Genomic DNA, 22,571 nt, shown 5'->3' with positions numbered 1-22,571 from the left:
GAAAATTATAATTTTGTCAGCTTACTATTTGTTGAGCCATTTTCTTGTTTCATTATCTACATCATATCTTAGTCTACATCATAAGTGGATCGCTATTAGAATTTTCTTCAAATCGATCTTTTTGGGTCACAATATGATTCTTTTCAATTTTTGCCAATTGAAAAGTCTCTTCAAATGTACTTATACAGTCGCCATTTAATGAGTTGAAATTTACGAATGGTTCCATTTCACCTGGAGTAAATTCATAAATCCTTCTAATTAATTTGCTCGCAAAATCAGCACCAATTATTTCCTTTATTCTATAATCAAGAGTATACACTATACTGTAGCGGCCAATTTGGTCACAACCTAATGATACTATACAAAATGGAGTAGTGCATTGATAAATAGTAGAAAGATGTGTGGGAGAATTACAATAATCACTTTCAATCTTGTATCTCACCTTATCTTTATCCATTAAACCCTGAATTCTGTTTATGCATTCAATTATAAATTTGTAAGCAGATATCAATTTAGTATTTCTTGTTTGTATAAATTCTGGTGTAAACTCAGCTATTTTGCTATGATGAAAAATTGAAAAATAATTTTTTATAAATTCTACTTTTGATGGATTATATGCTACTTTCTGATAATTTTTTAATTCACTAAGAACAACACTGTCAAACAGGTCATTATAATTTAGTTCGTTCAATAGTTTTAAATGATTGTCTTCATTTTCCTCATTCCATTGTGTATTTTGCATGAAAGTACAGTCATCCTTAATGCCGATTTTTTTAATAGATGAACTAACAAGTTCTTCGAATGTTTCCTCAAACGCATTTGTTTCATTATCTGAACTAACGCTATTAACTTCAGTTTTTTCTTTATTAAATATTTTCTTGAACATAATTTGGTGCTATGATATTTTCGAAATTATCTAGTTAATTTACCTGTTAATTTTTCTGCATCATCTCTATCCATAACTTCCAATATTTGAATCAGTATGGGTCTTAAGTTAGAAACATTACCATTGTTAATAGATTGGATAGCTTGGTTTAATAAAGTTCTAGCTTTACTATTGTCTTTCCAATTTATATTTGAAAAATTAGAGTTAATGTTATTAATCATAGAAATATCCATTTGAGGTCCAGCTAAAACATCTCTAATATTAAAATCCAAGCTATCTATCTCTTCGATTAACTCTTTAGCGTGAATTACACTTTTATCTTTTATAATTTGTTCAATTTTCACCCTAAACTCCTGCATATGAGCATCTATAGCTTCCATTTTTAAATCTCCTTCATCACCATTACTTTTAACTTTATTTAATAATCCTTCTAATTCATAAAAGTTTTCTTTTAATTCTTTTTCCACTTTTGGCCATTCCGTTTCACTATCCAATTTGTCTAAAGCTCTAAGTTCTTTTAACAAGTTATCTTGGACTTCCAGTTTTCCACTATCACCACCACCTTTGTTATCCAACTTTTCGGAAATTTCATTAATGTTGCCAATAATTTTTTCAACTTCTTTTGAATTATTTTCTCCCTGTAACCTTTTTGCTGTTTTTCGTGCTTTATTGATTTCTTTCTCCAACCATTCTTTACTTACCGATTTCCCTTGTATTATTTCAACCGTTTGTTGTTCCGTATGGCTTAAATAAGGGAAGAAAATAGATACTGTCATTTGCTCGGAACGATCTACTTTTAAAGTAATTTCAACATCACTTCCAGCTGGAAGTAATGAAGGTAAGTCTTCACCGTTTACTTTAACATCGTTTATATGGGTGCTATGAATAGCCGTTGTTCCTTCCGCATCGTACCCTCCTTGATAAATAGGGATTATAATTTCGTCATTAACCATTCCTGGACGAATATCTTTTTGTGTTTTCAAACCATAGGTTACGCCTGTTGCCGGTAATGTTTGATTTTTTTCTAATCCTTTTATTGCTGTTAATAAATCTTTTTCTTGAATACGGTCAGTGATTTCAAGTGCAATATGATAGGGTAATGTTGCTTGACCAGGATTAATTCCTTGTAAAATATTGAATGAATTAGGTTGGCATTCTAATTTGTTTCCTTGTTCATCATATAATATGATTTCAAAAGTGTTTGATGCACCCGAATTTAATTGGACATCAACTAAAGTAGCTTTTTCACTAATTTGTTTTTTACCACTTGACCAAGCCTTGTCTCCACGAACCACATCTGCAAAAACTTTATCTGGGACAGTGCCTTCAGTTTTTTCCTTAAGGATTTTAATGTTCACCATTTCTTCCTCTTCAACTGTTGTTGCTTCGTGTTTAATTTCTAACTGTAACTTTGTAGTATCTCTGCTCTGTTCCATCACTTCCTCTGAAACAGAAATAGTCGAAGCAAACAACGCGGCACCATAGGCTACAGAGGTCATTGGATCAATACTTGTGTTGATTTTATCCGTGATTTGCTCTTTTAACATTTTTCTCAAAATAGGAGAATATGTTGGACCACCCACCAATAATACCGTTGTTAATTGAGAACCTTTTAGATTATTTCTTTTTAATAAATCTTTGCATATATCAATTGACTTTTGGAAGATTGGAGCTACAGCAACTTCTAAACTATCCTGTGTTACATCAATATCTAAAGTTAATTCTTCTCCTTCTTCATCTTCTATTGGTAAATCTCCTAAGTCAGTCAATATATTATGTTTATCCATGAATGACATTTGTATTTTACATTCTTCAGCAAAATATTTAACGGAGTTTCTAAGTACTTCTTTTTGATTTGTAACTGACAATGTATTCTTAAAAGAAAAATTACTTTCTATGTAAGGTAAAATAATTTGGTCTAATATTGCCTCATCAAGATTTTTTCCACCCAACCAGTTGTCGCCTTCTGTGTCAACAACTTTCATAATTCCTTCTTCTACTTTAATCAAAGCAGCATCAAAAGTCCCACCACCAAAGTCATAGACCAACCAGATTCCATCTTTGTTTTCAGCATCAAGTCCGTACGCCATTGATGCCGCAATTGGTTCTTGCAACAATTCAATATGTTCAAAACCGGCTAATTTACCCGCTTTTACAGTAGCATCTTTTTGAACCATTGTAAACTTCGCAGGAACAGTTATTACAATTGATTTTACAGCTTCGTCCGTAATAAATGATTTTAATTTCATTAAAATTTCAGCAGATAATTCTTCAGATGAAAAATCTTTTGCCATGTTAGAACTCGGATATTTAATATCTGTACCCATTGTTCTTTTAAATTCAATATATGCATTATGATCCTCGCTCTTCAAGGTTTTAAGTGCTCTTGTTTTATCTAATTTTAAGGCATTAAATGCAGCATCACCTGACAATACATTTTTTTTCTTGTTAACGCTAACACAAGAAGGAATAGTGTCTTTTAAAGTGTCTGATTTTTTAATTACTGGTTTCCCATTTTCAATTCTTGCAATAGCTGAATTTGTAGTTCCTAAATCGATACCGTAGTCTATTTTTGTTCTCATTTTATACTTATTTATTGTCCAACAGAAACTTCTACTTGAGCTGATTGTATCTGTACTCCTTTGTAGTTTACTTGTGGCTTGATTATTTTAGTTATTATTTCAATTCCTTTTTCTAAATTTTCATCCTCAACCATGTTTGCAATCATTTTCATTCTTGGGTCAAATGGTTTGTTTAGTAATTCCGGCATATCATAACCGTTTGCAGCGAAATTATCCTCAATGCGTTTTACAGATGCTGAAAGTTGTTTTAAACCTTTGGTATTTGCATCCATATTAGATAAATTCTTGTTTATACGTACAATTTCATCAGCAACTTTTAATGCCAAGGAATGGTCAACTTCATCCGATTTATTTGCTGGTACTTTAGCTCGTTCTTCTTGTACTAATTTCAATTGTGTTTCCAGTACTTCTGTCAATTTGGTGTCTAATTTAATTCCTTCTTCTTCAAGCGTTTTCTTAGTTTTACTAATTTGTGCTTCAACAATTGTTTTATCGTTAGTTTGGCGTTTACTCACTAACCAGTAAACCAATCCTGAAACGATAATTGCTCCCAATATTCCTATAATTGACCATAAAGAATTTTTGCTTAATGAATTATCAACCTGTGTGAATTTTTGATTCGTTGTTGTTTCTGAATTGGCTATTCTTCCCTTTAACTCTGAATTTGTTTTTTTAATATCGGAAGCATTAGATTGCACTTTTTGATCGAGTGTTTCGAGTTTTTGATTAACCGTTGCTACTTTAGAATTTATTGAACTAATTTCAGATTTCAGTTTATTATTCTCGGATTGAAGTTGTACTATTTTTTGAATTAGTGGTTTTAATTCTTTTGTTTCATCTAGTTTTGCCATTTGTGCAAATACACTGAAAGAAAAAATTATGATAATGCCGAAGGATAGTTTGTATTTCATTGGATATTTAGATTAATTTATTTTTTAAAAAAAGATCTCTGATCAATAGACGAAGTTGAAGCATTGCCGTTTTGAACTGTATAAAGTGTTATTGTTGCATTCGTATAACCCCTTGAACTATCTTCGAAATATTCTTCACCATCAAACTCTGTAAAATTTACATCGGTTTCAAAACTTCCTTTTGTACCGCAACTATTTTCTAAATCTGGATTCCAATCATTTCCAGAAAAAACACGTATTTTGTAATAACCTTGAGCGATACTAGACATTTTAAATGAGGAGTTTTTTTGAACATACTCATTTCTGATTGTTCTATCATTTGAAATACTGTATAAACAAACAATTGCGTCTGAACTACCACCATTTTCTATTGTCAACGTTGCATTTCCTTGATATTCTCCAGAACCAAAACAAGCTGCGAGAGGCGACGTACCATTTATAAGCTGATTACCAATATAAGGACTAGAGTTACTTTCTTCTTGAAAACTTGTTGTGGCCGTATCTAAAACATAGGTTGATGTATCGGGCGCTGACACGATTGCTTCGACAGGTACCGCAGAGGTATCTACTAAACTTTCATTGGATGAGGAATCACTTCGATTATTGTTTATTGCACTACAAGCTTTAATTACAATTATAAAAAGAATAATACTAAAAATCCATCCAACCCAATTCGTATCATTTGAATTAGAAGGTTTGGGTGTTGGCCTTGGAGTTGGTACTGGATCTGGCTTTGGAGTGTATATTGGCCAACTGTTATCATTACTAGTACTAACATCTAATTGATTACAAAGTTTTCTTAATGCTTGTTTGTTTTGGCTAAATCGTCCTATCTTAAAATCATATTCCATATCTAAAGTACCAATTAAATTGGTTACTTCCCATCCGGTTCTTAATGCTGTTTTTATTTTATTTAAAGTTCCATATCTATCCACAGTAATTTTATACTCAAAATTGTCTTGGGCATTGTTTACTTCTTCAATAACATAGCTTTGTGCTTGACTTGCAACACGTGTTGAAAGTTTTAAATACATTTCATCAGAAGCACCTAAAATATTTTTTATGTTATTTAACAGGGGTTTACTCAGAGTAATTAATATACGTGCATTTCCAATTGTTTCTGCTTTTTTTTCAAATTCATCGAATATTTCAATTAAAGCATTTAGATCAGCACTAATCCTGTTGTGTTTGTCTCTCTCTGGTTTTTCATCAATCCAATCTTGGAGGTTCTCTGTGTTTTCCTGACATCTTTGAATTGCTATGCTACCTACTGCAAGTTTTTTTGCTTTCTTGAATAAATCCATCGCTTTAGCACCTGGATCAGTAGTAGTATCTCTGAAATTTTTAAAATAGACAATTCCACATTGTAATATTTCATCCGAAAGTTTATCCGAGATGGAAGTAAATTGAATATTGCTTTTACCTAGAATACTTTGAATTGTGATTATTTTTGCACTTCCAATTTTATAAAGGCTATTTCCTAAAACATATGCCTTACTAGGACTTTCTTTTCTTACTTTTTTATTTTCTTCAATTAAATTTTTAACAACTTCAATTGGCTTTGAAACGAAGTCATTCAAATATTTTTGCTTTGCGTGAAAGTTAATTTTTGAAATACATTCGAGATACCAATCCACAAGGGATGCATCCATTTTTTCGATTTCCTTGTAAACTTGATTTAAGAAGTAAATTTGTAACTCTTCTTTGGATAGTTTATAAGTTTCGTCTGAAGAGAGTTTAATGAAATCATTTATAAAATCACTTCCTAAAAATTTCAATTTTAAAGTAATTCCTTTCTCGAGTTTATTTTTAGAAATAATGGCATTATTAAAAGCACTATTTAGATATAAAGTAGATAGATTTTGAAAAGCCGACGCATTTCTTTTTGTGACTTCATCAGCTGCTGCTAGTTTAATCCAAACATTAATTACTTCCTTCGCTTCTTCTTTCGAAACTTTTAAAGCATCAAACATAGGTTCGTCGGTTATTGCATTTCCAATATAAAACCAGAATAAAGAAGCATTAACACGATCACTATTCAAGTTTAGTTTTGAAATGGCATCATCAATAGTAATTACATTCCTTTTGAAAGAACCAATAATTGGAAAACTATAATCCTCTGGAACTTTCTGTTCCGCCTCAATATACATTTTTAGTTTTCTAATTTTGGTATGCTCTTCTTTGGTAGATGTTCCAACTAATATCCCTAATACCCTATATGGGTTGTTTTTGATTATATCCATTTCTAAATCAATTTTTTAAACTTTGATATGATATTGCTTTTAGTCCTAATTTTTGAATAGTCTAACTTCTCCTGGAAACAATATAAAACTGCCAAGAATATCCTTGATTACTATTTAGATTTTCAGTACCTAAGTACGGAATAACACCTGGAGCTGAAGCTCTGAAGTCATATTCGCCTGGAGTTAGATTAATGTTTTTTGTTTCGTATGGGCTGAAATAAAACAGCTCTGTATTTAACTTCAATGTAAGTGTCTTTCTTGTGTTATTGAATATTTTTACTTCTGAATTGTAATTCGAAGTTTGCCCATTTGGGGTAAATACACTTTCATTACTTTTACTTATCAGTTTACCAATCTTCACAAAAGACTTATGAACATAACCTTCTTTGTCAGTATTTATATCAATGATATTGTAGTAGTCATTCTCTGTTTCAAGTGAGATAATAAAGATTTGTGTCTGTGCTTTTAAGGAACTAATTATCTGATCAGAACTGCTAGCTCCTGCTCTAAAATTTACTTGCTTGGTAATTGAGCCGAGGTAGGATTGGCTGTAAATACAATTTGATAATAACAGAAAAAGTAGTACTATTTGTTTTTTCATATTTCAATTTTAACGTTGTACCGTATAGCATAAGTTTTACCAAACCTACAAAGAATAAAAGATCGCACTTTACGGTTTTCCACATTTACGAAAAAAAATAAACCCGTATTTCATAGCAATTGATTTGGTTGGGCTCTATTTGATTCAAAAAACGTAAAATAGCACCTATTTTTCTTTATTTCCTATACCCACTTTTAGTGATATTTCTTTGCAATGAAATTCATTGAAGTGAACAATGGGCATTTGAAAAACTGATGAAGATATTATATCAAAAAAAGTAAGGTCTCGGTTGATAATTTCAATTTGATTTAAAATGCATCGTCAAGTAAATAATTTCGGATTACTAAAACATCCCCAACCTACTTTCCAATAACTGCAAATACTTCTCTTTCATATCATATGAAAGAAAAGAAATTTCAAGCAACTGCTTCCATTCAGGAGCTGCTTTCTTCATTTGTTCGAGAATACTTGCTATCGTTTTTTCGTTGAGTTGTAATCTTTCCTTACCGTAGTAATCTATGAAATCAGTTGCTTTTAAATTACTTTTTTTTCCCATTAAGGTCAGTGCAATTTCCTCTTCTGGATTTTTAATTGCTATGGTAGAATTTAGAAAATCATAAATAGGTGCCAGTGTTGTTTTTCCATTTTTGGTAATGAGTGAAAAATTTTTCAAATGCATGTCTTCATTTCCGGTCAGATAGCAAAAAAGAATTCTTTTAAAAAAATCAGCTTTTTCAATTGCAGGAAAGGAACAGTACTCGTCCAATACAGGAATCAATTTTTCCATCGTAAAACGATACTTGGTGTCTCTTGTATTCCCAGTCAATTGCGCAAAATCTTCTGTCGCGAACTTTCTTCCTTTCCCATAACGATCAAAACGTTTAATGAAATAAGACAAACTACCATCTTTACCATAAATCATCCCGTGAAATGGCACTTCTAAACCAAATACTTTCGCCATTCGCATAGTCACATCTTCATTTTCTGGTAATTGTGGAAATAAATCATTTTGAGGCTTTATAATGTAGGTTCCAAATTGGTCCACAATTTTAAATTCTTGATCCACTATTGAAATAGCGGCACTAAGCTTTGGCTGCACACCCTGTATAGATAGCTTTTTAGCTCTATTTGCGGCTTCCTGACGAAGTTCAACAACTGTATAGGGTAAATCATTTAAATACGTCAGTTTAGGAGCTATCAATCGAAGTCCTTTTTCACTGTAGGTAGCAGTACCGCACAACTCATATGTAATCGGACATCTATTCATCTTCCATCAATTTAACCGTTACTGCTCCAACAAGATCATTTCCTGTTGCTACCAGTTGAGAGAAATAATCTTTTTTATCAATTTTCACAATTCGCAATAATCCCTCTAACATTACTCCTTCAGGTAATAGCCCTTCAAAAAAAGGAGGAAAGAATGTATAGCTATATTTTTTCTGAGTTGTAGGCATAGTCATTGAAACTGCTTCACCATCATAATTCTCATCATACTCAAAATGATAGTCGTTAGCAGCAATCTCCGTTAAAATTCCAGCTCTTTTTCCGTGTGCAAATACAATTGCTCTTCTCATAATTATTTATTTAGAGGACTTTTGAATTCTAGTTTAATATTTAGCACTCGGAGTACTGCCAAGAGATTGTTCAAACGAACTGTTTCTTTATTTTTTTCTATATCAAAAACAGTGGTCTTACCTACTCCCGCTAAGTCGGCTAGTTCAAGTTGTGTTAATCCTGCTTTTTTTCGATGGTCTTTTATGAAAGTACCTAAATCAAAATCATCCATTTTATACTGTTTTAACGGTAAAAATAATCAATTTAACAATACAAATGTCTTAAATCATTATAAACTTTATAATTTTACTGTTATAACAGTAAATAAACCAGAAAACCAATACAAGAACATAATGATAGAAACAAAACACATCAATTACTGTTATAGCAGTAAAAATTAATTAAAAATAAATCTCCCTACAAATTCATTTCCTGCAATTAAAAATAATATCAAAAGACAAAAAAAGTTATTTTCTTACAAATATGAATTTTAATTTTTTATGCTAAAAATGATCAAAAAAAGGCTTATTTTTGACTGTGCAAACTTCTGTAGACCAAAATAGCAGGCTAAAAAAAAGTTGTACCTAATTTGTACCTCGAAATGCGAGATACCGCCATTACTATACAACTAAACTTCCTGTATCGGGAAATAATTTTATCAACACTTTACTCCAAACATTCTGGCTGCCAACTCCTGCTATTCACTACAAGTCCGCGGGAATCGCCTTAAAAACATAAACCCAAAACGAGCTTCCGTTGGTCGCTGTTTTGAGTTTTGTTTTTATTGGGCTCCCACCCTTGCGGGCTTTTCGTAGCTATCAGGGGCAGGGTGAATTACTTCAATTACAGATAGTCATCGCTGATAAATTTTACGTACCGATTTTCAAATCGATTTAGTTTTTCTCCGCAAGTAACAAAAGACAAATTTAAAACAACAACCAAGGCTCCTCGCCTGTTGTTATTTTAGTAGCTACAAAAGGTGCGGTGTACGGAAACGCAAAGGAATTAATCGGTTCTTGGTTCAACCACTTGTCTTCATCTTCAGGATTTAAAATGATCGGCATGCGCTTTTTGTGATTGTGAATTTCGGCCATTAATGGGTTGGCTTCGGTAGTCAAAATGGTATAGGTGTTTTTAATTTCACCCGTACGAGCGTCTTTCCAATGCGAATAAAGGCCTGCAAAAGCAAAGAGATCCTCATTGGCAATTCCGACTTGATATTTTATTTTGTTTTTTCCTTTACTGTCAAGCCATTGCCATTCATAAAAACCATTGGCAATAACCAAGCAGCGTTGTTGTAAAATCTCTTTAAAAGAAGGTTTCTCTGTTACAGTTTCAATACGAGCATTTAAGGTTGATGCTTTGATTGTATCGTCTTTGGACCAACTCGGAACAAGTCCCCAATTATAATGTTCAATAATCGTAGGATCTGTGTTTGTAATTATAGGCGTTTTAGGAAAAGTAAAACCATTGTGATGTTCTTGTGGTGCAAACTCGTGTTTGTCCTTGATCTTCGCATTAAAACGCTTTTCAATTTGTTTGGACAGTTTGTTTTGAATAGTATGAAAACACATGACTTTACTTTATGAATTACAAAAAAATAATATCAGAACAAATATACTGAATCCTTGAGCAAAAGAATACGCTCGTTTTTACCAAAAGAATGCATCGAAAACTATCGTTTTTTACTCTTCAAAAACTACTGAGTCGTTCCTTTGTGCCAGCATTACTTTACGTGGGTATTTTTGTGCGTAAGCAAATAAAAGCTGCCTGATATATTGATTCGATTTATAAGGTGTAATATACTCCTTAACCTGTGTAGCATCATGAATTACAACATCAGTATCAAGGTAACCCATACCGTAAAAATGTCCTTTTTCGACCCAAATGCAACTGCGTTCTTGTGGCGTTCGTCCAGAATCGATAATAGCAAAACTAGGTCTGCTATTGGTATAAAAATCCAAAGCTGCCTGTATTTGATCGTTATGAATATCCAAATCAGGTAATTCAGTAACAGCTACCGTTTTTGTAAAAACATCCTCGTTCATGCTGCCGTATTTACAAAAACGTTGGTCAATTTCAAATTTCTTACTGAGTTCCTGCAATACCTGTATGCCTTCGTAAAGCGTGTCGAAAGTTTCTAAGCAGGTTTGATTTTTGGTCAATTTTCCAATGGCCAAATAACGGTAACCGTTTCTGGCTTCGTATTCAAACAATCCAAATTTAGGCTCAAAACGTTTTAATGCCTTATTGTGTACGGGCCATAATTGCTTTATTTCGCTACATTCAAGTAACAACGCCATGAGTTCAGTACCGCAAAGCTCGTAGCTAATAGCGTAAATATCTCGTAAAAAATGCTGTCGTTGAGGCGTAATTTTATGACCAGTAAAATGCGATGCTACTCGTTTTTTTAGGTTCAATGCCTTACCAATGTAAATTACTTTTTTATGTTCGTCATAAAAATAATATACACCCGGTTTTTCAGGTAATTGTTCAAAATCTTCGCGTGGTAAGTTAGGTGGTAAGCGTTGATCTTGCGCTGTCTTTTTGATCATTTTACCCATTTCCTGCTCCGTATCCCAGGCTAATAATTTGGTAAATAAAATAGCGGTTGCATCGGCATCACCTCCTGCTCTATGCCGGTTCTCTAAATCAATTCCTAGCGAGGTACACAAACGCCCTAAACTGTAAGACGGTAATCCTGGCTTGATCTTGCGGGCCGCTCGTACGGTACACAATTTTTTAGCGTTCCAAGGCAAACCGGCGCGCTCTAACTCATGTTTTACAAATGAATAATCAAAATTCACATTATGCGCCACAAAAATCCTATCAGATAGTAGTTCAAAAACCGTGTTAGATATGGTTTCAAAACTAGGTGCATCCTGCACCATTTCGTTGGTAATTCCGGTTAGAGCAAAAATAGCATCCGGTATGTATTTTTGCGGATTAACCAAGGTTTCCCAGCGTTCAATTACTTGCGTACCATCATGTATGATAATGGCTATTTCGGTAATACGGCTGTGACTGGCATTGCCGCCTGTGGTTTCAATATCGACTATAGCGTATTCTTGTTGTTTCATTTTTGTAGGTACTGTTTTGTTTTTTTGGGGTAAAAAGTGAAGTTGTACTCCGCTACTAGTTTAACTATTTGTTAAGCCAATACTATTTTTTACTTCGGCTAAATCTCTTTTTAATTCTACAAACATATTTTTGATCGCATCACTTTCTAACAACTCTGTACGTTGGTCATTTTTAGAAATGCTACACTGGTATTCCCAAATTTCAAGAATATCTGAAGCTTTTATTTCGTAAGGCGGATAAAAATAATTATCCGAAGCCACTACCAGCGCGTTCTTTTTATTTTTATTGAGTCGTTTGTAGACCATACCTTCGCTTCGGGTGATAAAAATATAGGTTTTCCCATCTAGTACTTCGCCCAATTGCTCTACATAACTCCCTACAATAATATCACCATCTTGGTGCGGTGGCATCGAGTCGCCCTCAACCGGAAAACCACGGTATTTGCCCACTCCCAAAAATGGTAACGAAATTTGTTGCAATTGCTCGATATATTCCGGATCAGCATATCCGTTTAAGTATCCTGCTTTTACTTTTTGGGTGACTACTTCTATACGGTTTTCACCCATTTGATCGACTTGAATAGGCAAAATAAGGCGGTTATTTTCGAGTTTTAACAAATCCGTTACCTCAATTTTCCTGATATCAACAGAGAGCAACAAATCAATACTAATTTGGTAATACTGCCCTATTTTTTTTAAAATTTCATACGGCGCTTCTGAAGTTCCATCTTCGTATTTTACATACCTACCCCTAGTAATCATAAGGCTTTTGGCTACTTTTTCTTGCGAAATTTTGTGCTTTACTCGCAAGGCTCTGATATTGTCTGAAAATAACGACATAACTATTTTGTTATAATTTGGAACAACAAATATAATAAAAAATGTTACTATCTGTACTAATTTTGCAATCTAAAATAAAAGGAAATGGCACGTGCAATTGTACATATGGATTTAGATACTTTTTTTGTTTCCTGTGAACGCTTGAACAACTCGCAACTAGAAGGGATTCCGCTTATTATTGGTGGCGGCGATCGCGGTGTGGTGGCCTCCTGCTCCTACGAAGCTCGACGTTTTGGAGTGCGCTCCGCAATGCCAACTGCTATGGCGCTCAAACTTTGTCCGCAAGCCAAAGTAATCAAAGGCGACATGGAGCGCTACTCACAACTCTCACATACCGTGACCGAAGTGATTCAGGAAAAAGCGCCTATTATGGAAAAAGCCAGTATCGACGAATTTTACCTAGACATTACCGGCATGGATCGGTTTTATGGTTGCTACCAATGGACCAATGAGTTGGCACAACGCGTAGTCAAAGAGACGGGATTACCTATCAGTTTTGCACTTTCTATCAACAAAACAGTCTCCAAAATTGGTACTGGCGAGGGCAAACCCAAAGGCCACTTAGACATTCCCGAAGATAAGGTTCGGCATTTTTTGAATCCATTATCGATACAAAAAATACCGATGGTAGGCGATGTCACGTTTCAAACCTTATCGCGTATTGGCATTCGAACCATTCAAACCCTTGCCGAAATGCCTGCCGAAGTCTTGCAACGCATGATTGGTAAAAACGGAATCGAAATCTGGAAAAAAGCCAATGGCATTGACCACAATCCCGTTGAACCGTATACCGAACGTAAATCCATAGCTACTGAACACACTTTTGTACAAGACACCATCGATATGGCGCAACTAAAATCTGTTTTGTGTGGCATGGTCGAAAAACTAGCCTTTCAATTGCGATCTGAACAATGGCTGACCTCGACTGTAGTTGTTAAAATTCGGTATGCCAATTTTGATACCGAAACCAAACAATGCAAAATTCAATACACCTCAGCCGATCATGCGCTTACGCAAAAGGTACTCAGTCTGTTTGAAAGCTTGTACCATCGAAGGATGCGTTTACGTCTCGTTGGAGTTCGGTTTAGCGGACTCGTTCGAGGCACCTACCAAATCGACCTTTTTGAAGATACGCAAGAAATGCTCTCGCTTTATGCCGCGATGGATAAAATGAAAAGTCGCTACGGATTTGATGCGGTTATGCGTTGTGCTGGCGCAGCTATAAAACCCAATACGAAGGATGTTATTTTGAAGAGGGTGAAAAGTGAAAAGTAAATTGTGAATGATGAGTGGTAAAATGTTCATCACTAATCTAAAAGAAGCGATTTATCTACTATTCAAATAGTTGATAGTGATTAAAAGATCCGTCAGTTCGAGTGTTTTTTTGTGAAGTAAAACGGAACAAAAAATGTATCGAGAACTATTTTAATACATTTTTATTTCTAAATAATTCACAAGAAAAGTAATCTTATTGATAAAGAATTATCCTTAAAATTAATTACTAAAATTACAAAACCGTATGTACTTAAATTGCCATTCGTACCATTCCTTGCGTTACGGGACTATTCCGCTAGAGGACCTCATCAATAAAGCGGTTCAATCTGGCGTTACGGCTATGGCACTCACTGATATTAATACCGTAACCGGAATTTATGATTTCATAACTGCCTGTAATCAAGTAAACATTAAACCTTTGGTAGGAATCGATTTTCGCACCAATAACGAATTCAAATATATTGGCCTAGCCCAAAACACTCGCGGATTAGCGGCTATGAATCGGTTTTTGACACATCATAATTTTAAGAATATTCCATTGCCTACTATAGCTCCTGAAATGGAATCGGTAGTGATTATTTACGCTTTTGCGAATGCGCCAACCTCTTTAAAAACGAACGAATACATCGGCATTCGCCCCGAAGAAGTAGGAAAGTTATTTGGCTACAAAGGCAATCTAGACAAAATAGTAATCCTGCAACCCGTAACTTTTAGAACCAAAAAAGAATACCGCTTGCATCAAATTTTGCGCGCCATTGACACCAACACCTTACTCTCAAAACTGCAAGAAACAGATGTAGCAACGCCTTACGAAATCATGGTCAATCAAGACCGCTTGCTTGCTGCTTACAAGGATTACCCGCAAATCATTGCCAATACTCAAGCGATCATCGATAGTTGCGATTTTCAATTTGACTTTGAAACCCCTAAGAACAAGAAATACTACACCAATTCTCAAGAAAGTGATATCGCACTGCTAACCACATTGGCGCATCAAGGCCTGCATTGGCGCTACGGAAAAAACGATGCTGTTGCCTTAGCTAGAGTGCAAAAAGAATTAAAAGTAATTGACGAATTGCAGTTTAGCGGCTATTTCTTGATTACTTGGGACATTATTCGCTACAGTAACAGCCGTGGTTTTTTGCACATTGGTCGCGGTAGCGGTGCCAACTCCATCATTGCCTATTGTTTAGGAATCACAGACATTTGTCCCATTGAGCTCGACTTGTATTTTGAACGTTTTTTGAATGAAAACAGAAAAAGTCCTCCTGATTTTGACATCGATTGGAGTTGGCAAGAACGCGATGTCATTTTAGAATATATTTTTAATCGGTATGGGTACGAAAATGTTGCGTTTTGCGGTACCAATGTGGAGTTTAAATACCGTTCTATTTTTAGAGAAGTGGGAAAAGTTTTTGGTTTACCCAAAGAAGAACTCGATCATTTGGCTAAAAATCCTATGCGTTTGCAACAAAGCAATAGCATTGTCAAAGAAGTACAAGAATACGGCATGCTACTAGAAAAATACCCAAATCAGCGTAGCATGCATTCGTGTGGAGTCTTGATTTCTGAAGAACCCATTACTAATTATACGCCTTTAGAAATGCCTCCAAAAGGGTTTCCAATTGTGCTATTTGATATGTATGTGGCAGAATCAATTGGGTTTGAAAAGTTCGATATTTTGAGTCAACGTGGCATTGGTCATATTGACGATACAGTAAAACTCGTAGCCAAAAACAGAGGTATCCGAATTAATATTAGAGACACCAGCATTTCTAAAAATGAAGCCACCGCCAATACGTATTTGGCAAGAGGCAAAACCATTGGCTGTTTTTATATCGAAAGTCCAGCCATGCGCGGTTTGTTGCGCCGCTTGCAATGCAACAATTATAAAACCTTAGTCGCTGCTTCATCAATAATTCGGCCTGGAGTAGCAAAATCAGGTATGATGAAAGAGTATATTTTTAGGCATAATCATCCCAACCAATTTGAATATTTTCACAGCGTTTTTGAAGAACAATTAAGTGAAACCTATGGGATAATGGTCTATCAAGAAGATGTAATTAAAATCGCACTGCATTTTGGTGGATTACCCGCTGCCGATGGCGATATTTTGCGTAGAGCGATGAGCGGTAAAGGGCGTTCCTTAGCAGCTTTGCAAAAAATTAAAGATGATTTTTTCGTGAGCTGCGCCAAACAAGGTCATGACGAAAAACTCAGTCAAGAAATTTACCGTCAAATAGAATCGTTTGCAGGCTATTCGTTTTGTAAGGCACACTCAGCTTCGTATGCCGTAGAAAGCTATCAGAGTTTGTATCTAAAAGTATATTATCCTATTGAGTTTATGGTGGCCGTAATCAACAATCAAGGTGGTTTTTACAGAACTGAAGTTTATGTACACGAAGCACGAATGGCTGGCGCTACGATTCATAATCCTTGCGTGAATAAAAGTGAATTTACCACAACATTGTATGAAAAAGAGGTGTATTTAGGATTCATGCACATGCAAGGCTTACCCACAAAACTAGCCGAAGAAATTGTAACCGAACGAGACAAAAATGGCGATTATCTTTCATTAGAAGATTTTTGTAATCGGGTTTCAATTGGGTTAGAAAGTCTTAAATTATTAATATTCATAGGCGCTTTTAGAGACACAGGCAAAACCAAAAATGAACTCCTAATACTGGCTAGTTTGCTATTTAACTCGGCACCACAAGACCATCAAATGTTATTGTTGCAAGAAGCTGTCAAAGAATTTCAATTGCCTAAACTAGAACGTTCCTTCTTTGAAGATGCTTTTGACGAGATTGAATTATTAGGCTTTCCTGTTTCTTGCACACCGTTTGATTTGTTACAAAGTCCCTACAGAGGCAATGTTATGGCCCAACATTTACTTCAATATCATAAAAAAGAAGTCCGCATGCTAGCCTATCTTATTTCTCGAAAACAGGTTCCTACGGTACGTGGCACGATGTTTTTTGGCACTTGGATAGATCATGAAGGTACTTATTTTGACACCACCCATTTTCCTGATAATTTACAGCTGTATCCGTTTCAGGGAGGCGGTTGTTACCTACTTTTAGGAACTGTCGAAGTCGATTACCACTTCCCTACACTAACGATTAGCAAAATGGCAAAAATGCCCTTTGTACCTGACCCAAGATATTCTGATGCTAAAGACCATCAATTTTTAGCCCAACAACGCATCAAAGAAGATATAAGCAGTACCAATAGAGCGCCTTATCCGAGAGCGCATGAAATTAATTTACCTAGATTTAAAAGCAGTTAATAAACGTAACCCATACCATTTACTCCCTTATTTGTCTCGAACTAAGATAAAAACCATTAAGGAATTTAAGAAAAATTAAGTCCAAAACTTAATAAACTTACGTTTTTACTGAAAATTTTTTTTTGCCCTGAGTTTTTATCGAACGGTTAGATCTATTTTTCTATCGAAAAACGAAAAGACGAAATCATCTTCAAAAAACAATTACACCCAACGCATTAGACCCTTAAAAAAAGTTACTACAAACAAAAAAATCGGGATAGTAGCCCATCCCGATTTTCAATTTGTATACAATATCTGTTTAATCCAAAATAAAACTAACCATCACATTAGCTGTGATTGTGATTTCGCCTAAGGCCAATGTTTCTCTTGGCTCGTTAACATCCATAGCCTCTGATTTTCTCATCATGGCATACATCGGTTGCGGATAATAGGTTTGTGAATTATCAGTAATTGTCAATGCTTTACCTACTTTTTGACCCAATACAGATACATAATCTTCCGCTTTTAACTTGGCATCTTTCATAGCCAATTTACGCGCCTCTGATTGGTATTGCGCCAATTTTGAAGACTGAAAAGTAACCGCATCAATTCTGTTAATTCCTTCATTTACCAAACCTTCCATCAATTCATCGTATTTACCTAAATCACGGAGCAAAATCACGATAGTTTGAGTGGCATTGTAGCTGTGTTTCTTTTTTTCGTAATCGTATTGCGGATTGAGTGCTACACGCTCTGTTTTAAAATCAGCTGGAGCTACATTCATTTTTTTGATGAATTTTAGAACCGCATCTATCTTCGTATCATTTTGTTTTTTTACATCTTTTGCGTTGTTCCCCTTCGTTTCAACCGTTACCGAAATACTGGCTTGATCAGGCGTAACTTTTACTTTTCCTTCGCCGTTAGCGCTAATTTGCGGAATTTGTTTTGTTTCCTGCGCTTGCGCAAATGATAGAAAGAATACGGATAAAATGATAAGTGCTTTTTTCATGATATGCTATTTTAGTTGTTTGTTGTTGTCTATTTCAAAAGTTATGCCACTATAATTTTCCGAGCTTAGCCATGATAAATAAAATCACGATTGGAATGGCTAGTAAAACAACCATAGTAATATTGTTGACTAACAAACTAGGCTCTTTCAAAAGCGTAATGGCATATCCACCAATGGCTCCTCCAAAATGAGCGGTATGACCAATGTTATCATTTTTAGCGCGCATGCCATAAATAGAGTACAGTAAGTATAAAATCCCAAACAAATAAGCTGGTATTGGAACAATAAAAAAGAGCCCCAACATCATATCAGGCTGCAACAAAATAGCAGAATACAATACTCCTGTCACTGCACCCGAAGCGCCTACTGCTCTGTAACTGTAATCGTTTTTATGAAACATCAAACTGAGTAAATTGCCAAAAATCAAACTCCCTAAATAGATCAAAACAAAAGAAAAATTGCCCAAATAACCCAGCACAACCGGAGCAAAAAACCACAGTGTCATCATGTTAAAAATCAAATGCAACATATCAACATGCAAAAAACCAGAACTTATCATTCTAATCTGTTCGCCAGCTTTAATACTTCCGATATGAAACTCGTATTTTCTAAAAAAAGAAAGGTCGTTAAACCCTTTGTAACTAAATAATACATTGATAACAATAATGGCGATAAGTGCGCTATTCATAACTAATTTGTTTTTATTGGTAAAGATAATCATTATCAAATAGGGTTGCGTGCTGAGGCGTAATTTTATAACAGCAATCATTTTTCCGTTATATTTGCAAAAAAAAATTCATGCAATTACTTGTCTTTATTATTGCTTATCCCTTTTTGTGGATTGTTTCAATATTGCCTTTTCCTATATTTTATTTTCTTTCTGATTGCGTTTACCTACTTGTATATCATGTCATTGGATACCGAAAAAAAGTAGTTCGTGCTAACTTGGCTTTGGCTTTACCTCATCTTACAGCAAAAGAACGATTGCAAATTGAAAAAAAATCATACCATCATTTGTGCGACATGTTTTTAGAAATGGTAAAAACAATGACCATCTCCTCAGCAGAAATGAACAAACGCTTTGTGGTTACGAACCTTGAGGTGATGACAGACTTGGAAAAAAAAGGAAAAAGTATCATGCTCATTGCTTCACATTACGCAAGCTGGGAATGGCTACTTTCTTTTAACCAAAAAGTATCTATCAAAGGTATCGGGGTTTATAAAAAACTGGCCAACAAGCATTTTGATAAATTAGTTCGCGATATACGTTCGAAATACAACACGGAATTGGTACCTACGAACCAAACGATTCCGTTAATTGCAAACAATCAGAGAAATAACATTCAGTGCATTTACGGCTTGGCAAGCGATCAATCGCCAAAAGCAGACCGAATTTTTCATTGGCAAAGTTTTATGGGTATCGAAGTTCCCGTGCATACAGGCCCCGAAATGCTAGCAAAAAAATACGATATGAATGTAGTTTTTGCCAAGGTAAAAAAAATAAAACGAGGGTATTACGAACTCACGATTGTACCTTTGAGCGAAAACGCCAAATCGGTTCCTGATTTTGAAATCACAGAGGCCTACATCAAAGAAGTCGAAAAACAAATTGCTGAAGCTCCTGAGTACTATTTTTGGACTCACAAACGTTGGAAACACAGAAGGTAAATGAAATAGTCGAACAGTCTCAGTTCTCAGTTTTCAGTTTTACCTTTACTTTTTTAGAGATTCCTATTGCATTATTGATTAAGAAAACCAAGTTGTTACAAGAGCATCCTCTAGTGGCTGGGCTTGTTTATGAACAAACTCATTTGTGGCAGAATTGTACTCGTAATCTAAAGCCCAAGTAGTATGATTTTCTGCTAGTGCTTTAATGCCATTGCAAACAAATTCAATTTCGGCATTAGTTGTTGTTGGATGAATAGACATGCGAATCCATCCTGGTTTTCTGATTAAATCGCCCAATGAAATTTCATCAATCAGTTTATTAGAAGTTTCTTGGTCTACATGCAGTAAAAAATGGCCATAAGTACCCGCACAACTGCATCCACCACGAGTTTGAATTCCGAATTTATCGTTGAGTAACTTAACACCTAAATTAAAATGTAAGTCTTCAATAAAAAACGAAATCACTCCCAAACGTTCTTGGTGTTGGCCAGCCAAAATTTTAATGTTAGGTACCCACTTTAACTCTGAAAAAATATAATCAACCAGTTCGTGTTCTCTATTCAGAATATTTTCAATCCCCATTTGATCCTTCAATTGAATGGATAAAGCGGTTTTAATAACTTGTAAAAAACCCGGGGTTCCGCCATCTTCGCGCTCTTCAATATTGTCAATATACTTGTGCTCTCCCCAAGGATTAGTCCAGCTCACCGTGCCACCACCCGGATTATCAGGTACTACATTTTGATACAATTTTTTATTAAAAACTAGGATTCCAGATGTTCCTGGACCTCCTAAAAATTTGTGTGGCGAAAAGAAAATGGCATCCAAATAACTCTCGGAATTTTCCGGATGCATGTCAATTTTCACATACGGACCGCTGCATGCAAAATCTACAAAACAAAGTCCGTTGTGTTGGTGCATAATTTTAGCCACTTCATGGTACGGCGTTTTGATACCGGTAACATTAGAACATGACGTTATTGATGCGATTTTGAACGATCTTTCTTTGTATTTTTCAAGTAAAAGCATCAAGTTTTCAATGCTAAATAAACCATCTTCGGTAGCCGGAATTACCTCAACATCTGCAATCGTTTCAAGCCAAGAAGTTTGGTTCGAATGGTGCTCCATGTGCGAAATAAAAACAATTGGCTTTTTTTCGGCAGGAATTGTGATGAAATTTTTGAGGTTTTCAGGAACTTTTAAACCCAAAATACGTTGAAATTTATTGACCACGCCCGTCATTCCGGTTCCATCTGTAATTAAAACATCATCTGCATTAGCGTTCACGTGCTGCTTTATTAGGTGTCGCGCATGATGATAAGCTTTGGTCATTGCTGTTCCCGAAACCGTAGTTTCAGTATGTGTGTTGGCCACAAAGGGGCCAAATTCATTCATTAATTTTTCTTCAATTGGTCGGTATAAGCGTCCGCTCGCTGTCCAATCGGTATAAATAATTTGTTTTTTCCCATAAGGAGAATCAAACGTTTGATCAATCCCAATAATCTGCTCACGAAATTGCTTAAAATAAAGTTCTAAAGTAGTAGGTATTGTTGTCGTTGTCATCTGATTTGTAATTTGAGCTCAAAGATATTCAATTTTGTGAAATAGACTTTTTCAATTGCGTTAAAAAATCGATTTCGTACGCACAAAAAGAGATTCAAAAAACAAGCTATAAAATTTGAAATCAGACCAACTTTTCCCCCTCAAATGAAAATATTTTGGAAACACAATTGAAATGTAAAGTACATGACAACAAATACAATGAAGATTGAACTTAAATATCTACCAGAAATACTTCAGCAAAAAACTTTACTTACCACCATTGGCTCTCAAATCAGCAATGCATTGTGCATCTAATTGTGGAGCTGAACCACTTGAAACCATATTACCAATACCGCCACCAACTTCCGCAGACCAGTACATCAAACACGTTTTTTCAATGCAATGTTTAGGGTGCGCTGCATCTTCATGATTGCTTTGCAAGGCAGTTCCAAAATTGGTCAATCCTAAAATATGGCCAAACTCATGAGTAATAACTGTAGTTTCTAGTAGGGTTCGGTTGGGTTCGAAAGCGCTGTCGCTCAATCCGTGAATGGTTTTTTCAAAAATCACAAAGGATGTATTTCTGTAGGCGGTACCTAATACCACACCATCGGCAGTATCCTGTGCTGATTTTCCATCGGCGAAGAAAGCCCAAACTGTAAGCTCCGTACCTGAGTTGTATTTTGTCCTGTTTGCATCTTCAAGAGCTACTATTTGCTGAGTGGTAAAAGTAGCATTACCAGGAGATGCAATAGCGCGTTTGATTACATTTATACCTGCAGGCTTGAAGGTACGAGCGCTAATAAATGACACAAAATTATTTATTGCTGCAGCACTTGGCTCAAACCCGTTTACGTAAACTATTTCGATAACAAGGCTTTTAAACTTTCTATCGGATAATAAATCGTTTGCTGAGCTTCCTGTTACTTGTTTATTGGCTGTTGTATTTACTGCAGCTGAACCGCTTGATTCAGTTTCGTCTTTGGCACAGGATACAAAGAAACATAAGGCTATGAGGCTTAAAAAAGATATTTTTTTCATTACTAAATTTATTTTTAAGTTTATTTATATAAAAACAGCTACCCTTTTTGAAGGTAGCTGTACTTAGTTTA

The 22,571-nt window shown here is 35.1% G+C and carries 18 protein-coding genes; 3 read left to right on the top strand and 15 right to left on the bottom strand.

What is annotated here, in order from left to right:
- Window positions 1-73: 73 nt before the first annotated feature.
- The 11 genes from KBJ98_RS13610 to KBJ98_RS13560 form a co-directional block, all read right to left on the bottom strand.
- Window positions 74-886: a hypothetical protein gene (locus tag KBJ98_RS13610; RefSeq protein ID WP_210791444.1), complete on the bottom strand. Its 813-nt coding sequence runs from the start codon at window positions 884-886 to the stop codon at window positions 74-76.
- A 26-nt stretch (window positions 887-912) separates the two neighbouring features.
- Window positions 913-3,468, bottom strand: coding sequence for an Hsp70 family protein (locus KBJ98_RS13605; RefSeq protein WP_210791443.1), 2,556 nt, complete (start codon window positions 3,466-3,468; stop codon window positions 913-915).
- An 11-nt stretch (window positions 3,469-3,479) separates the two neighbouring features.
- Window positions 3,480-4,379 (bottom strand): hypothetical protein, encoded by a 900-nt coding sequence (locus KBJ98_RS13600; RefSeq protein ID WP_210791442.1) that lies wholly within the window; start codon window positions 4,377-4,379, stop codon window positions 3,480-3,482.
- A gap of 17 nt (window positions 4,380-4,396) precedes the next feature.
- Window positions 4,397-6,622, bottom strand: coding sequence for a hypothetical protein (locus tag KBJ98_RS13595; RefSeq protein ID WP_210791440.1), 2,226 nt, complete (start codon window positions 6,620-6,622; stop codon window positions 4,397-4,399).
- 61 nt (window positions 6,623-6,683) lie between these two features.
- On the bottom strand, window positions 6,684-7,223 hold the full coding sequence (locus KBJ98_RS13590) for an SH3 domain-containing protein (protein WP_210791438.1): 540 nt from the start codon (window positions 7,221-7,223) through the stop codon (window positions 6,684-6,686).
- A 343-nt stretch (window positions 7,224-7,566) separates the two neighbouring features.
- Window positions 7,567-8,490: a HipA domain-containing protein gene (locus KBJ98_RS13585; RefSeq protein WP_210791436.1), complete on the bottom strand. Its 924-nt coding sequence runs from the start codon at window positions 8,488-8,490 to the stop codon at window positions 7,567-7,569.
- On the bottom strand, window positions 8,483-8,797 hold the full coding sequence (locus KBJ98_RS13580; RefSeq protein WP_210791433.1) for a HipA N-terminal domain-containing protein: 315 nt from the start codon (window positions 8,795-8,797) through the stop codon (window positions 8,483-8,485). The genes KBJ98_RS13585 and KBJ98_RS13580 overlap by 8 nt, the downstream gene beginning before the upstream one ends.
- A gap of 2 nt (window positions 8,798-8,799) precedes the next feature.
- Window positions 8,800-9,009: a helix-turn-helix transcriptional regulator gene (locus KBJ98_RS13575; protein WP_210791431.1), complete on the bottom strand. Its 210-nt coding sequence runs from the start codon at window positions 9,007-9,009 to the stop codon at window positions 8,800-8,802.
- Window positions 9,010-9,703: 694 nt separating this feature from the next.
- A complete protein-coding gene (locus KBJ98_RS13570) occupies window positions 9,704-10,351 on the bottom strand; it encodes an SOS response-associated peptidase (protein ID WP_210791429.1) in 648 nt (215 codons plus the stop codon).
- Between the two features lie 111 nt (window positions 10,352-10,462).
- Window positions 10,463-11,857 carry an exonuclease domain-containing protein gene (locus KBJ98_RS13565; protein WP_210791427.1) on the bottom strand — a complete coding sequence of 465 codons (1,395 nt, stop codon included), beginning with the start codon at window positions 11,855-11,857 and terminating at the stop codon, window positions 10,463-10,465.
- Window positions 11,858-11,917: 60 nt separating this feature from the next.
- A complete protein-coding gene (locus KBJ98_RS13560) occupies window positions 11,918-12,697 on the bottom strand; it encodes an XRE family transcriptional regulator (RefSeq protein WP_210791425.1) in 780 nt (259 codons plus the stop codon).
- A gap of 84 nt (window positions 12,698-12,781) precedes the next feature.
- Between KBJ98_RS13560 and dinB the strand changes: the two genes are divergently transcribed.
- Together dinB and KBJ98_RS13550 are read left to right on the top strand one after the other, a co-directional pair.
- Entirely contained in the window at window positions 12,782-13,972 is a 1,191-nt protein-coding gene (gene dinB, locus KBJ98_RS13555) for a DNA polymerase IV (protein WP_210791422.1), read from the top strand.
- 244 nt (window positions 13,973-14,216) lie between these two features.
- Window positions 14,217-17,261 carry a DNA polymerase III subunit alpha gene (locus KBJ98_RS13550; protein WP_210791420.1) on the top strand — a complete coding sequence of 1,015 codons (3,045 nt, stop codon included), beginning with the start codon at window positions 14,217-14,219 and terminating at the stop codon, window positions 17,259-17,261.
- A 298-nt stretch (window positions 17,262-17,559) separates the two neighbouring features.
- Here the strand turns inward: KBJ98_RS13550 and KBJ98_RS13545 are convergent, their stop codons facing one another.
- Window positions 17,560-18,249, bottom strand: coding sequence for an SIMPL domain-containing protein (locus tag KBJ98_RS13545; protein WP_210791418.1), 690 nt, complete (start codon window positions 18,247-18,249; stop codon window positions 17,560-17,562).
- 49 nt (window positions 18,250-18,298) lie between these two features.
- Window positions 18,299-18,937 carry a rhomboid family intramembrane serine protease gene (locus KBJ98_RS13540; RefSeq protein ID WP_210791417.1) on the bottom strand — a complete coding sequence of 213 codons (639 nt, stop codon included), beginning with the start codon at window positions 18,935-18,937 and terminating at the stop codon, window positions 18,299-18,301.
- A gap of 110 nt (window positions 18,938-19,047) precedes the next feature.
- On the opposite strand from KBJ98_RS13540, the gene KBJ98_RS13535 reads away from it, so the two are divergent.
- Window positions 19,048-19,917: a lysophospholipid acyltransferase family protein gene (locus tag KBJ98_RS13535; protein WP_210791415.1), complete on the top strand. Its 870-nt coding sequence runs from the start codon at window positions 19,048-19,050 to the stop codon at window positions 19,915-19,917.
- A gap of 78 nt (window positions 19,918-19,995) precedes the next feature.
- Here KBJ98_RS13535 and KBJ98_RS13530 read toward each other — a convergent pair whose 3' ends face one another.
- Together KBJ98_RS13530 and KBJ98_RS13525 are read right to left on the bottom strand one after the other, a co-directional pair.
- The gene (locus KBJ98_RS13530; protein WP_210791413.1) at window positions 19,996-21,480 is read right to left on the bottom strand and encodes an aminotransferase class V-fold PLP-dependent enzyme; all 1,485 of its coding nucleotides are present in this window, start codon (window positions 21,478-21,480) and stop codon (window positions 19,996-19,998) included.
- A 246-nt stretch (window positions 21,481-21,726) separates the two neighbouring features.
- Window positions 21,727-22,500, bottom strand: a complete 774-nt coding sequence (locus KBJ98_RS13525) for a membrane metalloprotease (protein WP_210791411.1) — start codon at window positions 22,498-22,500, stop codon at window positions 21,727-21,729.
- Between the last annotated feature and the right edge of the window lie 71 nt (window positions 22,501-22,571).

It is taken from the genome of Flavobacterium erciyesense (assembly GCF_018069925.1).
Taxonomy (GTDB): Bacteria; Bacteroidota; Bacteroidia; order Flavobacteriales; family Flavobacteriaceae; genus Flavobacterium; species Flavobacterium erciyesense.
The sequence above is the reverse complement of the archived record's forward strand: the minus strand, read 5'-3'. Positions and strand labels throughout refer to the sequence as shown.